The 13,154-nt window shown below is 69.1% G+C and carries 12 protein-coding genes and 1 tRNA gene; 6 read left to right on the top strand and 7 right to left on the bottom strand.

Going from position 1 to position 13,154, the window contains the following annotated elements; all coding sequences use genetic code 11:
* Positions 1 to 56: 56 nt before the first annotated feature.
* Positions 57 to 728: a response regulator gene (locus AC4D2O_RS03395; RefSeq protein WP_490905200.1), complete on the top strand. Its 672-nt coding sequence runs from the start codon at positions 57 to 59 to the stop codon at positions 726 to 728.
* Here AC4D2O_RS03395 and AC4D2O_RS03390 read toward each other — a convergent pair.
* From AC4D2O_RS03390 to AC4D2O_RS03380, 3 genes are all read right to left on the bottom strand, one after another.
* A complete protein-coding gene (locus AC4D2O_RS03390; RefSeq protein WP_490905199.1) occupies positions 694 to 2,376 on the bottom strand; it encodes a GAF domain-containing sensor histidine kinase in 1,683 nt (560 codons plus the stop codon). The two genes, AC4D2O_RS03395 and AC4D2O_RS03390, sit on opposite strands and share 35 nt — an antisense overlap.
* A gap of 232 nt (positions 2,377 to 2,608) precedes the next feature.
* Positions 2,609 to 2,917 (bottom strand): hypothetical protein, encoded by a 309-nt coding sequence (locus tag AC4D2O_RS03385; protein ID WP_490905198.1) that lies wholly within the window; start codon positions 2,915 to 2,917, stop codon positions 2,609 to 2,611.
* Between the two features lie 26 nt (positions 2,918 to 2,943).
* Positions 2,944 to 3,219, bottom strand: coding sequence for a hypothetical protein (locus tag AC4D2O_RS03380; RefSeq protein WP_490905197.1), 276 nt, complete (start codon positions 3,217 to 3,219; stop codon positions 2,944 to 2,946).
* A gap of 660 nt (positions 3,220 to 3,879) precedes the next feature.
* Here AC4D2O_RS03380 and rsgA point away from each other — a divergent pair.
* A complete protein-coding gene (rsgA, locus tag AC4D2O_RS03375) occupies positions 3,880 to 4,929 on the top strand; it encodes a ribosome small subunit-dependent GTPase A (protein WP_490905196.1) in 1,050 nt (349 codons plus the stop codon).
* A gap of 34 nt (positions 4,930 to 4,963) precedes the next feature.
* On the opposite strand, the gene AC4D2O_RS03370 is transcribed toward rsgA, so the two are convergent.
* Positions 4,964 to 5,040 (bottom strand) — tRNA-Thr (locus AC4D2O_RS03370).
* Between the two features lie 235 nt (positions 5,041 to 5,275).
* On the opposite strand from AC4D2O_RS03370, the gene AC4D2O_RS03365 reads away from it, so the two are divergent.
* From AC4D2O_RS03365 to AC4D2O_RS03350, 4 genes are all read left to right on the top strand, one after another.
* The gene (locus AC4D2O_RS03365) at positions 5,276 to 6,772 is read left to right on the top strand and encodes an alpha,alpha-trehalose-phosphate synthase (UDP-forming) (RefSeq protein ID WP_490905195.1); all 1,497 of its coding nucleotides are present in this window, start codon (positions 5,276 to 5,278) and stop codon (positions 6,770 to 6,772) included.
* Positions 6,762 to 7,541 (top strand): trehalose-phosphatase, encoded by a 780-nt coding sequence (otsB, locus tag AC4D2O_RS03360; protein ID WP_490905194.1) that lies wholly within the window; start codon positions 6,762 to 6,764, stop codon positions 7,539 to 7,541. Before AC4D2O_RS03365 ends, otsB begins: the two co-directional genes overlap by 11 nt.
* A 135-nt stretch (positions 7,542 to 7,676) precedes the next feature.
* Entirely contained in the window at positions 7,677 to 8,765 is a 1,089-nt protein-coding gene (locus AC4D2O_RS03355) for an ABC transporter ATP-binding protein (RefSeq protein WP_490905193.1), read from the top strand.
* A gap of 139 nt (positions 8,766 to 8,904) precedes the next feature.
* Positions 8,905 to 10,266, top strand: a complete 1,362-nt coding sequence (locus tag AC4D2O_RS03350; RefSeq protein ID WP_490905192.1) for a DUF4032 domain-containing protein — start codon at positions 8,905 to 8,907, stop codon at positions 10,264 to 10,266.
* Between the two features lie 57 nt (positions 10,267 to 10,323).
* Here the strand turns inward: AC4D2O_RS03350 and AC4D2O_RS03345 are convergent, their stop codons facing one another.
* From AC4D2O_RS03345 to AC4D2O_RS03335, 3 genes are all read right to left on the bottom strand, one after another.
* Positions 10,324 to 10,845, bottom strand: a complete 522-nt coding sequence (locus AC4D2O_RS03345; RefSeq protein WP_490905191.1) for a DUF4190 domain-containing protein — start codon at positions 10,843 to 10,845, stop codon at positions 10,324 to 10,326.
* Between the two features lie 102 nt (positions 10,846 to 10,947).
* Positions 10,948 to 12,318, bottom strand: coding sequence for an FAD-binding oxidoreductase (locus tag AC4D2O_RS03340; protein WP_490905190.1), 1,371 nt, complete (start codon positions 12,316 to 12,318; stop codon positions 10,948 to 10,950).
* Positions 12,315 to 12,863 carry an SRPBCC family protein gene (locus tag AC4D2O_RS03335; RefSeq protein WP_490905189.1) on the bottom strand — a complete coding sequence of 183 codons (549 nt, stop codon included), beginning with the start codon at positions 12,861 to 12,863 and terminating at the stop codon, positions 12,315 to 12,317. Before AC4D2O_RS03335 ends, AC4D2O_RS03340 begins: the two co-directional genes overlap by 4 nt.
* Positions 12,864 to 13,154 lie beyond the last annotated feature (291 nt).

The raw sequence follows: 13,154 nt of genomic DNA, 5'->3' as shown, positions 1-13,154 counted from the left end.
TGGTCACCAAGGGGTCTGCTCGTGCAGGCACGGGGCGTTGAGGTGGAGGAGACGACATGTCCGGCATCGAGCGCGACACGACCCGGCGACAGGTCTCGGTGTTCATCCTCGACGACCACGAGCTGGTGCGCCGCGGGCTGCGTGAACTGCTCGAGGACGAGGGCTTCGTGATCGTCGGCGAGTCAGGATCGGCGGAGGAGGCCGTCCGCTGGATCCCGGCCCTCAGCCCGGATGTCTCGATCCTCGACGCACGGCTACCGGACGGCGGGGGGATCGAGGTGTGCCGCGACGTCCGTTCGGTGGATCCGTCGCTCGCCTGCGTGATCCTCACGAGCTACGACGACGACCAGGCGCTGCGCGGGGCGATCCTCGCCGGCGCGACGGGGTACATCCTCAAGGAGATCCTCGGATCGGACCTCGTCGAGAAGGTGCGCCTGGCCGCCGAGGGGAAGTCCCTCTTCGAGGCGGGGGTGCGCGAGCGCATCGTCGCCGGGCTCGCGGACCCCTCCGTGGAGGACCCGCGTCTGGCCGCGCTCACGGGCCAGGAGAAGCGGGTCCTGGACCTGATCGGTGCCGGGCTGACGAACAGGGAGATCGGCGCCGAACTGTTCCTCGCGGAGAAGACCGTCAAGAACTACGTGTCGTCGCTGCTGTCGAAGCTGGGGTTCCAGCGGCGCACTCAGGCGGCGGTCTTCATCTCCAGCCCGGAGCGCTCTCAGTCTGCCTGAGGTCCACGGGCACCACGAGATGGATGCGGGTGCCGTGGCCGGGAGTGCTGGTGATGGAGATGGTGCCGCCGCAGAGCTCTGCGCGACGCCTCATGTTCACGAGTCCGCTGGCACGGTCGGGCTCCGTGAAGCCGCGGCCGTCGTCGTCGATCGAGAGGTCGAGTGTCCCGTCGGCGACGCCGAGCGTGATGGTGATGACCTGGGCGTCGGCATGCCGGAGGGCGTTGGAGAGCCCCTCGAGGATGATGGCCCTCAGGTGGTCCGCACGTTCCCCGTCCACGAACGAATCCAGCGGACCGGAGAGGTGGAGGACCGGCTCGAGGTCGTGGCCGTCGAAGGCATCGGCCACGAGGGAGAACACCGTGGAGGTGAAGCTCGGGGCGGCCTGCGGGACGGACCGGAGGGAGTAGATCGTGTCGCGCAGCTCCCGGATGGTCGCGTCGAGCTCCGTCGTGACGGCGGAGATGCGGTCCAGTGCGTGGGCATCCGCCGTGTATTTGCGAAGGGTCTGGATGCTCAGGCCTGCGGCGAACAGGCGCTGGATGACGACGTCGTGGAGGTCCCGCGCGATGCGGTCGCGATCACCGAACACGGCTTCCTGCTCGCGCCGGCGGTGGGCGCGCAGCAGTTCGAGGGCCAGCGACACGTGGGAGGTGAAGGACCGCAGCATCTCGTGGTCGGCCACGGAGAACGCGACGGCGCCCGGCGCCCTGCCGATGACGAGGAAGTGCCGTTCCCCGTTACCAGGGAGCCTGCAGCACAGGGCGGCGTCGATGGTCTCCGCAGCTGCGTCGGGTAGGACCAGGGCGAGGTCTGCTCCGGTGATCAGGGCGGGCGGTGAGGTCGCCGTGAGGTCCCGCAGGACGGGGCCTCCCCGCACGTGCCGCCCGAGGTGCGTCCCGGCTCCGCATCCGTCGGCGGCCTCGCAGATGAGGCCGCGCTGGTGACCGAGGTCCCGCAGGACGATCACGAGGGAGCTCTGCGACGCGCGCAGCGCATGCTGGGCGACCACCTCGAGATCGCTGTGCGCCCCGATATGCCGTCCGAGCAGTTCACGCGCGGCGTCGAGCCCGCCCTCGAGCCAGCGGGCCCTGCGCGTCGATTCATCGAAGAGCCGTGAGTTCTCGATCGCGATGCCGGCCGCTGAGGCGAGGGCGACGACGAGCTGCTCGTCCGCGTCGGAGAAGGCCGCTCCCCCACGCTTCTCCGTCAGGTAGAGGTTGCCGAAGACCCTGTCGTGGACGCGGATGGGCACACCCAGGAACGAGGTCATCTGCGGGTGGCTGTCGGGGAAGCCGTATGCGAGGGGGTGTCGGCGCAGATCGGCGAGGCGTACCGGCTTCGGCTCGGTAATGAGGAGCCCCAGCACCCCGTGGCCCCGGGGAAGCGGACCGATGCTGCTCTTCTCGTCGTCGTCCAGGCCCACCGTGATGAAGGGGCCGAGCATCCGGTCGGGGCCGATGACGCCCAGCGCCCCGAACCGGGCGTCGACCAGCTGGCATGCGGCGGAGACCACCCGCTCGAGGACGGTGTCGAGGTCGAGATCGTCCGCTACGGCGGCGAAGGCCGAGAGGAGGTTCTCGATGCCCGTGGCGGTGGAGGACTGCACCCGTGATCCCGGAGGCAGGTAGTGCGGCTGTGTGTCCACAGAACGTTCCGTCCTGTTGCCCGGGGCTCGCCCCGACTCGGTGGGGTTCGGCCATCCGTGGCCGCTAGGACCGGTCATCCAGATCCCTGCGACGGGCCTCGTGAACCCTCCCGCAGGTGCGCAGCGCTGCATCGTCTCGCGCTATGGAAGCCGAGACTACACCCATGGGATTCCTCCTGGCCCTCTTGGGCGGTCAGGAGTTCGACCGACAGCGCCGCGGATCCCGACGGCCTCAGGTCCCGGGGCCGATCACGCGCAGCCGCAGACCCATGGCGGTCGGCATCCCGGGTGCCAGCCGGGACACGAAGGAGGCCGCCTCGAGGTCTTTCTGGATCGAGTCCCAGGCCTCGGCCTCGCCGAGATCGAGCGTGACATCGGTCGCGGGCGCCAGGCTGGCAGCCCGGCGGACGACCAGATCAAGACCGTGCACGTTGACCGGTGAGACGCACCCGTGGACGATGATCCGGATGCTGTTGAGGTCCGGATCGGCCCTGACGAGCACCTTCAGCTTCTGCCGCGCAGCGGACGGGTGTACCGCCATCGACCGTTCATGGGGAGTGCCTCGGGTCATCGGTCCACGGCTTCCGCGTGCTCGGCGCTGCGGACCCCGGACAATGTGTCCGTGGCACTGTCGGAGACGCTCTCGCGTCGTCGGTCCTTGAGGAAATCCAGGTCCTCCTCGGACAGGATGTGTTCCCCATGACCGTCGGTCGCCACGGACGTACCCGTCGTCGCCTCCACCCGGTTCACCAGCGTCCGGGGCAGCATGAGGCAGCCCGGGTTGGCCAGCAGCCATTGCTGCACGGTGGGGTCGATCCTGGTCCAGAGTGTGTTCAGGGTCATGATGGGGGATCCTCCTCGAACCTCAGGGGTACTGCTCTCCTCGCGCTGTGCGCAATGCGACGTCGTCGTCGTCGTCGTGCCACCCATCCCATGCCAGAGCCTCGATACTGGCTAGGGCCGAAAGTCCCGTCCGAGCCCCATACCGCAAGCGCAGGGTCCAGCACCCTTCTCCTCTGGACAGGCGCAGGGTGCGAGGCGGTACCATGGGCACCGCACATCGCGCTCACCCGCCGTGCGGCCCTGACCCGCGCGGTCGATGGTCTCGGCCTGGCTCGTGGGGCTCGGGCTTCCGGACGGGCGCCGAGGGGGTCGCCCCGGGGTGACGGGAGCGGAGGCGTCGATGATGCTGGGCACGAACCGGCAGAAGTAGGCGAGCAGTGCCGTCACTCCGAGGGCGACGCCGGAACTGCGATGGGCCCGGACGCCGGGAGTGGGACTCGTACACCGATTTTCCCAGGCGGACCGCCACGCGGGTCTGGTCACCTCGTCCGGACGGAATTAGTATGTGTGTCCTCCGGCCGCCGGGCCGGAAGGGTCCTGAGGAGGTGGAGTCATGAAGGTCAGTGTCGTTGCGCTGCGCGCCGCCCACTCCATCGACCCCGCCTCCGCGACGACCGCGCCCTAGCGTGCCGTGGGAGGCCTCCCCCTAGAGGACCCACGTTGAACACTCTCGAGCAGTACGGCTTCACCGACCGCATCGGCGGTCTCTTCTCCTTCCACTTCCCTGGTCCGGCCCCTACGGATCCGGCGCGTGTCATCCGCTCGGACCGCGGCCGCGTACTGGTCGCGTCACGGCACGGCATCGTCCATCTCGACGGCGGGAGCACGCTCGTCACCGGCGACTGGGCCGCGGTCCAGCCCGAAGGCACCGTGATCGGGTGCCTTCCCCGGTCCTCCCTGCTCCGGCGCAAGCGGGCGTACGACCCGCTCTCCGAGGCGCAGATCCTCGGCGCCAACATCGACCTGCTCGGCGTGGTCGTCCCCCTCGACCGGCCGCTGTCGACCAACCGGCTGGAACGGACCCTCGTCGCGGCCTGGGATTCGGGCGCCGTGCCGATCGTCATCCTGACGAAGGCCGATCTCAGTACACGGTTCGACGACGTCGTCGCCGAGACCGTGCAGCGAGCCCGCGGCGTGGAGGTGCTCACGACGTCGGCGGAGGACCTGGACGGCCTCGAGGAGCTCCGCGGGAGGATCGGCACCGGGCAGACCCTGGCCCTGCTCGGCCCCTCCGGTGCCGGCAAGTCGAGCCTGATCAACGCCCTGGTGGGCGATCCCCGCCAGGACACCGGCGAGGTCCGGGCCGGGGACGCGAGGGGCCGGCACACGACGACGGCGCGCGAGCTGGTGCCCCTCGGTGACGGCGCGGTGGTGATGGACACGCCGGGGCTGCGCGGCTTCGCCCTGTGGGACGCCGAGGCCGGCCTGTCCGAGGTATTCGGGGACATCGAGGAACTGTTCGAGGGTTGCCGCTTCCGCGACTGCGCGCATGACCGCGAACCGGGGTGCGCCGTGCAGGCTGCTATCGGGTCGGGGGCGCTGGAAGAGCGGCGCTGGCTGAGCTACCGGAAGATGGAGCGCGAGCTCGCGAGCCTTCACCGGAGGCAGGATGCCGCCGAACAGCGCCGCCATGAGCGATCGTTCCAGCGGGTGGCCCGTGAGGCGGCCCTGGCGAAGGATCACAGGAGCCGTTTCAGGGAGGGCCGGTGAGATCGGCGCCGGCGACCGAGGCGGACGGGCGCAGTGGAGCCCCCTGTCGGATTCGAACCGACGACCCCCGCTTTACAAGAGCGGTGCTCTGGCCAACTGAGCTAAGGAGGCGTGCCGGCCCGAGCCGGCGGGCGTCGGCGTCCCCGTGCCGGACCGGCGGGCAGGAGGGGACGCTGAGCGCTCGTTAAGGGTAGCCCAGCACCAGCACCGCGGGAAATCAGCTGCGCACGGCTCCGGCGGGGCGGATCGGCGGACATCACGGCAGCGACTTCTCCCGGGCCCATAAGACTCCGGGTGCGCGGACGGAGTGAACCGATAGAGTCGGTTCCGAGACCACACCAATGCGATGGAGCCAGTTTTGAGCGCAGCACAACCTTCGACCACACCGGGCGTCACGCCACCGGCCGCACCCGAGGGACAGTTCGGGGACTTCGACTTCATCGTGGTGTCCAATCGGCTCGCCGTCGATCGTGTCGTCGACGAGCACGGCGAGAGCGCATGGCGCCGGTCCCCCGGCGGCCTCGTGACGGCCCTGGCGCCCGTGATGGCGAAGGCCGACGGCGCCTGGGTCGGCTGGCACGGCGCGCCGGACGAGACACTCGAGCCCTTCGATGAGTCGAACATGCGCCTCGTGCCCGTACCGCTCAGCGCGGAGGAGGTGGAGCTCTACTACGAGGGCTTCTCGAACGCCACCCTCTGGCCCCTGTACCACGACGTCATCGCGTCCCCGGAGTTCCACCGCACCTGGTGGGACTCCTACCGGAAGGTCAACGAGCGGTTCGCGGCGGCGACGGCGTCCGTCGCCGCCGAGGGCGCCACGGTGTGGGTGCAGGACTACCAGCTGCAGCTGGTGCCCCGGATGCTGCGGCAGGCGCGTCCGGACCTGAAGATCGGCTTCTTCAACCACATCCCCTTCCCGCCGCTGGAGATCTACGCACAGCTGCCCTGGCGCCGCCAGGTCATCGAGGGCCTCCTCGGCGCCGATCTCATCGGCTTCCAGCGCCCGAGCGACGCCAGCAACTTCCTCCGCTGCGTGCGCCGTTTCAAGGGCTACACCATCAAGTCCCAGCAAGTGCACGTGCCGGCCGACGACGGGATCCCCGCCTACGTCTCCCGCGCCGAGGCGTTCCCCATCTCGATCGACACCGCGTCCATCACGGAACTGGCGCACCGCCCGGACGTCATCGAACGGTCCAGGGAGATCCGGCGTGAACTGGGCGACCCCCAGCACATCCTGCTCGGCGTCGACCGCCTCGACTACACCAAGGGCATCGGGCACCGGCTCAAGGCCTACGGTGAGCTGCTCGAGGACGGCGCCATCACCGTCGAGGACGCCGCCCTCATCCAGGTCGCCAGCCCGAGCCGCGAGCGCGTTGAACAGTACCGCCTCCTCCGCGAGGACATCGAGGGCGCCGTGGGCCGCATCAACGGTACCCACGACACCATGAAGAACACCGCCATCCGCTACCTGCACCACAGCTATCCGGTCGAGGAGATGGTGGCGCTGTACCTCGCCGCCGACGTCATGCTCGTCACGGCTCTGCGCGACGGCATGAACCTCGTCGCCAAGGAGTACGTCGCTGCCCGCACCGGCAACACGGGCATGCTCGTCCTCAGTGAGTTCGCGGGTGCCGCGGACACGCTCCGGCAGGCGATCCTCGTGAACCCGCACGACATCGACGGCCTCAAGGCCGCGATCGTCTCTGCCATCTCCATGCCGAAGGTCGAGGCCATGCGGCGCATGCGGCTCATGCGCCGCCAGGTGGTCCAGAACGACGTCGAACGCTGGTCGCAGGCGTTCCTCGACGCCCTCCGGTCCGGGAGCCCTACCCGTGGCGATTGACGCGGATCTCCACGCCGCCCTCCGCGCCCTCGCCGCCACGCCGCACCTGCTCGTGGCGCTGGACTTCGACGGCACCCTCGCCCCGCTCGTCGAGCGGGCAGAGGACGCGCGGGCTCTCCCCGCGTCCGACGCGGCGGTCCGTGCCCTGGCGGCGCTGCCCGCGACGACGACAGCGCTGATCTCGGGACGCGCCCTCAACAGCCTCCGGGCCGTCGCGGACCCTCCCGCCGAGACCATGCTGATCGGCAGCCACGGGGCGGAGACATGGACCGGCCCGGACGGCGCACCCCTCGCGCTGACGCCGGACCAGGAGGACCTGCGGGCACGGGCCGTCGACATCGTCGAGCGGACGGTCGCCACACACGAGGGAACCCGCGTCGAATACAAGCCTGCCGGCGTGGTCCTCCACACCAGGACCGCCACGGATGACGTGGCCGAGGCCGCCGTCGCCTCCGCCCGCGGCGAGCTGGAGCGGCTGGAAGGCCTGGGCGTCACCGATGGCAAGCGCGTCCTCGAGATCGCGGTGGTCGAGGCCGACAAGGGGCAGGGACTGAGCCTCCTCCGTCGGCTCACAGGCGCGACGGGCGTGCTCTTCGCGGGTGACGACGTCACCGACGAGAACGCCCAGCGCACGCTGGGCCCGGACGACCTAGGCATCAGGATCGGCCCCGGCGCGACCGCCGCCCGCTTCACGGTCGCATCACCCGAGGAATTCAGCGCCGTCCTCGAGGATCTGGTGGCCCTGCGGACGGCAGGTGCGCCCGCGTAGGGAACGTGTCATACTACGGGGGCGTGACCGACGTCACCGGTACTGCTGGCGGGTCACGCACTCCAACTGAATATCTGTCTTCCATTCACTACGGATCGTCGGGCACGTACCTGCCCGTGAAAAGGAACCAACACCATGGCAACGGTAACGTTTGACCAGGCCACGCGCCTGTACCCGGGCACCGATAAGCCCGCCGTCGACAAGCTCGACATCGATATCGCCGACGGCGAATTCCTCGTCCTCGTGGGACCCTCCGGTTGCGGCAAGTCCACCTCCCTGCGCATGCTCGCCGGCCTGGAGGACGTGAACTCCGGACGCATCCTCATCGGCGACCGCGACGTCACCGACGTCCCCCCGAAGGATCGCGACATCGCGATGGTCTTCCAGAACTACGCCCTCTACCCCCACATGTCGGTCGCCGACAACATGGGCTTCGCCCTGAAGATCGCGGGCGTCTCCAAGGAGGAGCGTGCGGAGCGCGTCCGCGAGGCCGCCAAGCTCCTCGACCTCGAGGACTACCTGGACCGCAAGCCGAAGGCCCTCTCCGGTGGCCAGCGTCAGCGTGTCGCCATGGGTCGCGCCATCGTGCGTAACCCGCAGGTGTTCCTCATGGACGAGCCCCTGTCCAACCTCGATGCCAAGCTCCGCGTGCAGACCCGTACGCAGATCGCATCGCTGACCCGGCGCCTCGGCGTCACGACGGTCTATGTCACGCACGACCAGGTCGAGGCCATGACGATGGGTGACCGCGTCGCGGTCCTGAAGGACGGCATCCTCCAGCAGGTCGACACCCCCCGCAACCTCTACGAGCGTCCCAAGAACGTCTTCGTGGCCGGCTTCATCGGCTCACCCGCCATGAACCTCCTCGAACTGCCCGTCGCCGACGGCGGTGTCATCTTCGGTGGCATCGTCTACCCGGTCCCCGGCAACGTCCTCGACGCCGCAGCCGGCAACACCGTCACGCTGGGTGTCCGTCCCGAGGACCTGGTCGTCTCCGCAACCGGTGAGGGACTGCCGGTCGAGGTCGACGTCGTCGAGGAACTCGGCGCCGACGCCTACATCTACGGCCACACCACGCTCGACGGCAAGGACCACGACATGGTGGTCCGCGTCGACGGTCGCCGTCCTCCGATGAAGGGCGACACCGTGTTCGTCCGCCCCGAGCAGGGCCACGTACACCTGTTCGACACCACCAGCGGACTCCGCCTGGCCGAGACGGTCTAGTCCTACCGGACTCAGCACCACGCACGACGACGGTGGCGTCCACCGGGCACCCTCTGGGGGCTCGGCGGACGCCACTGCCGCGTTAACGGCATCTACGCTTGATGCAGGCCCTTTCCCGCCCCGACACGGAGGCAGCACCATGACCGAGACCTCGAACGCCCAGTGGCACGACGAGCCGACCGACTACGACCAGACGGGCAAACTGCCGAGACTGCGCCCCGCATCGGCGGAGACCCCGAACCTCGGGTCGCTGAGCATCACCGCGGCGGCCTCCGATCCCGAACTCCTCGACCTCCCCTGGCACATCGCCCTGGAGCAGTGGCCCGCCAGTGCCCTCGCCGCCCTGCCCCGCGGTATCTCACGGCACATCGTGCGCTTCGCGCACCTCGGGGGATCCGTGATCGCCGTCAAGGAGACCAGCGAACACGTCGCACGGCACGAGTACCACATGCTCCGGAAGCTGCAGCGGCTGGACGTGCCCTGCGTGGAGCCCGTCGCCGTCATCTCCGGCCGCACGACCCCCGAGGGTGACGAGCTCGACCCCGTCCTCGTCACCCGGCACCTGAAGTTCTCGCTCCCCTACCGGGCGCTGTTCTCCCAGACCCTGCGCCGTGACACGCTGACCCGCCTCATCGACGCGCAGGCGCTGCTCCTCGTCCGCCTCCACCTCGTCGGGTTCTACTGGGGTGACGTCTCCCTCTCCAACACCCTGTTCCGACGCGACGCGGGATCCTTCGCCGCCTACCTGGTCGACGCCGAGACCGGAGAGCTGTACCCCGAGCTCTCCACCGGGCAGCGCGAGTACGACCTCGAGATCGCCCGCGTCAACATCGCCGGCGAGTTGATGGACCTCGCCGAGGGCGGCCTGATCGAGGAGAAGGTGGACCCGCTGGCGACGAGCGAGCTCATCATGGACAGCTACCGCCGTCTCTGGACCGAGCTCACGGAGAAGGAGTCCTTCGAACTCGGCGAACGCTGGCGCGTCGGGGCCCGCATCCGGCGCCTCAACGAGCTCGGCTTCGACGTCGAGGAGTATGTCATCAAGACGGCGGCCAATGGGACCCAGATCCAGCTCCAGCCCAAGGTCGTCGATGCCGGACACCACAGCCGGCGCCTCCTCCGGCTGACCGGACTCGACGCACAGGAGAACCAGGCCCGGCGGCTCCTGAACGACATGGATGCCTACCGTGCGGACAGCAACCCGTCGCTCGACGAGGAGTTCAGCGCCCACCTCTGGGTGAACGAGGTCTTCGAGCCGATCGTACGGGCCGTCCCGCGGGAGCTGGGCGGGAAGCTCGAGCCCGCCCAGGTGGTGCACGAGGTGCTGGAGCACCGGTGGTACATGTCGGAGCGCCAGGACAGGAATGTCCCTCTGGCGGAGGCCGTGCAGTCCTACCTGGATGACGAGCTTCGGCACCGGCGCGACGAGGCGGCCATCATGCTGACGGCCGATGCCAGGACGATCGGCATCGACGAGGACTCGGAGTACAGCGACAACTAGCCTTCACAGCGAGAAGGACCGGCAGCCATGGGCTGCCGGTCCTTGTCGCCTGAGCGGCTAAGGGCAGGTCGTCGTCTGGCCCTGGACGGTGACAGGCGAACCCGACGGCAGGCCCTCGCAGGCCTCGATGATCTGTCCGGCCAGATCCGCGGCAAAACTGGCGATGACGGCGATGAGAATGGCGCCGAGGACCGTGAACACCGCGCCGATGATGATGCCGGCGAGGGCGAATCCGTTGCCCATCTTCGCCTTCCGGGACTGCACGAAGGCGATGATGCTGATGACCAGGCCGACCGGAGCGATCAGGATGGCGAGGATGAAACCGACGATCCCGAGCGTGCGGCCCGGGTTCTCCGTGACCTGGCCCGGGTAGCCCTGCTGTCCCGGGTAGTTGCCCGGCCCCGTGCCGTACTGTGCCTGCTGGCCGTAGGGTGATTGCCCCTGCCCGGAGGGCGACGTGCTCTGCTCACCGTACTGGGGCTGGTTCTGCCCGTACTGGGGTTGGTTCTGCCCGTACTGGGGCTGGTTCTGCTGGCCGTAGGGCGAGCTGCCCTGCGATCCCGGGTCGTTCTCGGTCATGGTTCCCCCAAGGGAAGTCGTGGAAAAGGCGGAATGATTTCCGGCAGTTTCCTGAAGAATATCACTGGGCGGCAGCACGGATGAGGAGCAGCGACCCATTGATCAGGAGACGATCGCCTTGCCCGGATTGAGGATGTTCGAGGGATCGAAGACCTGCTTGAGGCGGGCCTGCAGGTCGATGACCTCCGGCGACTGCTCCCAGGCGAGCCAGCGGCGCTTGTACTGACCCACACCGTGCTCGCCGGTGATCGTCCCACCGAGGTCGAGCGCGTGCCTCACCGATTCGTCCAACGCCTTCTCCAGGCGCTCCTGCGCCCGGGGTCCCTCGCTCCGCTCCACCCAGAACGTCGGGTGCAGGTTGCCGTCCCCGGCGTGCGCCACGACCTTGAGATTGACCTCGTGACGGAGGGCCATGCCCTCGAGGGCCGCCACGTACGGCACGAGCTTCGATTTCGGGACGGCGACATCCTCCCCCACCCTGTACAGGTCGTCGACCTCGTCACCCCTGCTGTGCCTTCTCAGGTCTATCAGCCGGTCCGCCTCTGCCGACCCCTCCTCACTGATGACGGCACCCAGTCCGGTGAGCGCTTCCCTCACCGCGTCCGCCTCCGCCGCGGCTCCGTACCCGTCGGTCTGCACGAGCAGCAGCGAGCCGCCCCGGCGCCGAAGGTCCGAGCCGTGTGCGCCGTCGAGCGCCTCGAGGGTCCTGCCGTCCAGAAGTTCGAGGATTGCAGGCTGCACACGGGCACGTCCGATCGCGAGGACACCGGCAGCCGCCCGCGGGAAGTCGTCGAAGAAGGCCGCCAGCGTGTGGACGGCCCGTGGCAGGTAGCGGAGCCGCACCGTGATCCCGACGACGACGCCGAGGGTGCCCTCCGACCCCGTGATCAGCGCCGTGAGATCATAGCCCGCCACACCCTTGAAGGTCCGGTGACCCGTAGAGATGAGGGTGCCGTCGGCCAGCACGACGTCGAGGGCGAGTACGGAATCACGGGTGACACCGTACTTCGCGCAGCGAAGGCCCCCCGCGTTGGTGGCCACGTTCCCGCCGAGGGTGGACCACCGGTAGCTCGCCGGATCAGGGGCGTACATGAGGCCGTACTGGGCCACCGCGGCGTTCAGGTCGGCGTTGATCACGCCCGGCTCGACGACCGCGGTCTCGTCGTCGGCGTCGATCTCCACGATCCGATCCATCAGCTCCAGTGACAGGATGACGCAGCCCGTCGTGGCGTGGGCACCTCCGGACACCCCGGAGCCGGCCCCGCGGCTGACGACCGGCACGTCATGGCGCGTCGCCCAGCGCAGCAGCGCCTGTACATCCTCGACGGAACGCGCTCGGACGACGGCATCGGGCAGGGCTGCCCGCAGGACCGGGCCCTGATCGCGCGAGTAATGCGCCAGGTCTGCCGGCGTCGTCGAGATCCGCCCGGGAAGCGCCGCTACCATCTCCTCGAGAGCGGCCCCGTCGATCATGACCCTCCCATGAAGCGCAGGTAACGTGACAGCGCGAGAGGCCAGAAGTCCCTGTAGAACTCGTAGACGTCCTGTGGATCGGCCTCGGACCACCCGCTGTGAACGACGGCAAGGGACGTGCCGGAAGGTCCGGCATCGCGCCCGCCGTCCTGCAGCCCTGCGGATCCGCCGGCGGGAGCAGCCGGTGCGGTCGACGAGTCGGAGCCTGCTCCGTCCATCACCAGCCTCAGCAGCGTGGTGGAGGCGGACCCGACGTGCCGCCACTGCAGCTCGAGCCACTCCCCGGCCTGACTGCCGGTCACCTCGCCCCACACGTTCTCGTCGTCATCCACCGACGTCTCGACCAGTGCGTTGTCCTCGAGGTCGAAGAAGCTGTCGGCACCCCAGCGGCTGAGCTCGCCGCCGGGCCACCAGAGGTGCAGGTGCTCAGTGAGCCCTGCCCAGGCGTGATCGAGCGGTGCGGGAACCGCTACCGCGGCCCGCAACGGCGGCCGCGGCTCGGAGACATCGGCCGCGCCGGAAGGATGCGAGAACAAACCACTCATGCATCGACCCTACAGTCGTGCACGGCCACGACGGGTGCCCGGGGCTCCCTACTGCCCGACGTGCATGTGGCGGGAATCGTGCGTCGTCCACGGTCGTGTACCGCTGCCGGCCGCGTTCCAGGGCGGGGTCTCGCCTGGCGTGTGGTGTTGGAGGTGGTCGCCCCGGCCGCCTTCCAGGGCCGCGTTGCGCCGGGTGTTGGGGGTTAAAGGGGTCGAGGCCCCACCGGTGGTGGGGCCTCGAGCCGTAATGGTTGTCCGGCGGTGTCCTACTCTCCCACACTCTCTCGGGTG

It is taken from the genome of Arthrobacter sp. TJ-238 (genome assembly GCF_058269215.1).
This window is presented reverse-complemented; position numbering and strand designations above follow the sequence as displayed.

What these genes read in the sequence shown, in the direction of transcription:
- AC4D2O_RS03395 (WP_490905200.1), top strand. Translation starts at nt 57, where the DNA reads ATGTCCGGCATCGAGCGCGACACGACCCGGCGACAGGTCTCGGTGTTC.
- AC4D2O_RS03385 (WP_490905198.1), bottom strand. Translation starts at nt 2,917, where the DNA reads ATGGCGGTACACCCGTCCGCTGCGCGGCAGAAGCTGAAGGTGCTCGTC.
- AC4D2O_RS03380 (WP_490905197.1), bottom strand. Translation starts at nt 3,219, where the DNA reads ATGACCCTGAACACACTCTGGACCAGGATCGACCCCACCGTGCAGCAA.
- AC4D2O_RS03365 (WP_490905195.1), top strand. Translation starts at nt 5,276, where the DNA reads ATGGAGCCAGTTTTGAGCGCAGCACAACCTTCGACCACACCGGGCGTC.
- AC4D2O_RS03355 (WP_490905193.1), top strand. Translation starts at nt 7,677, where the DNA reads ATGGCAACGGTAACGTTTGACCAGGCCACGCGCCTGTACCCGGGCACC.
- AC4D2O_RS03350 (WP_490905192.1), top strand. Translation starts at nt 8,905, where the DNA reads ATGACCGAGACCTCGAACGCCCAGTGGCACGACGAGCCGACCGACTAC.
- AC4D2O_RS03345 (WP_490905191.1), bottom strand. Translation starts at nt 10,845, where the DNA reads ATGACCGAGAACGACCCGGGATCGCAGGGCAGCTCGCCCTACGGCCAG.
- AC4D2O_RS03340 (WP_490905190.1), bottom strand. Translation starts at nt 12,318, where the DNA reads ATGATCGACGGGGCCGCTCTCGAGGAGATGGTAGCGGCGCTTCCCGGG.
- AC4D2O_RS03335 (WP_490905189.1), bottom strand. Translation starts at nt 12,863, where the DNA reads ATGAGTGGTTTGTTCTCGCATCCTTCCGGCGCGGCCGATGTCTCCGAG.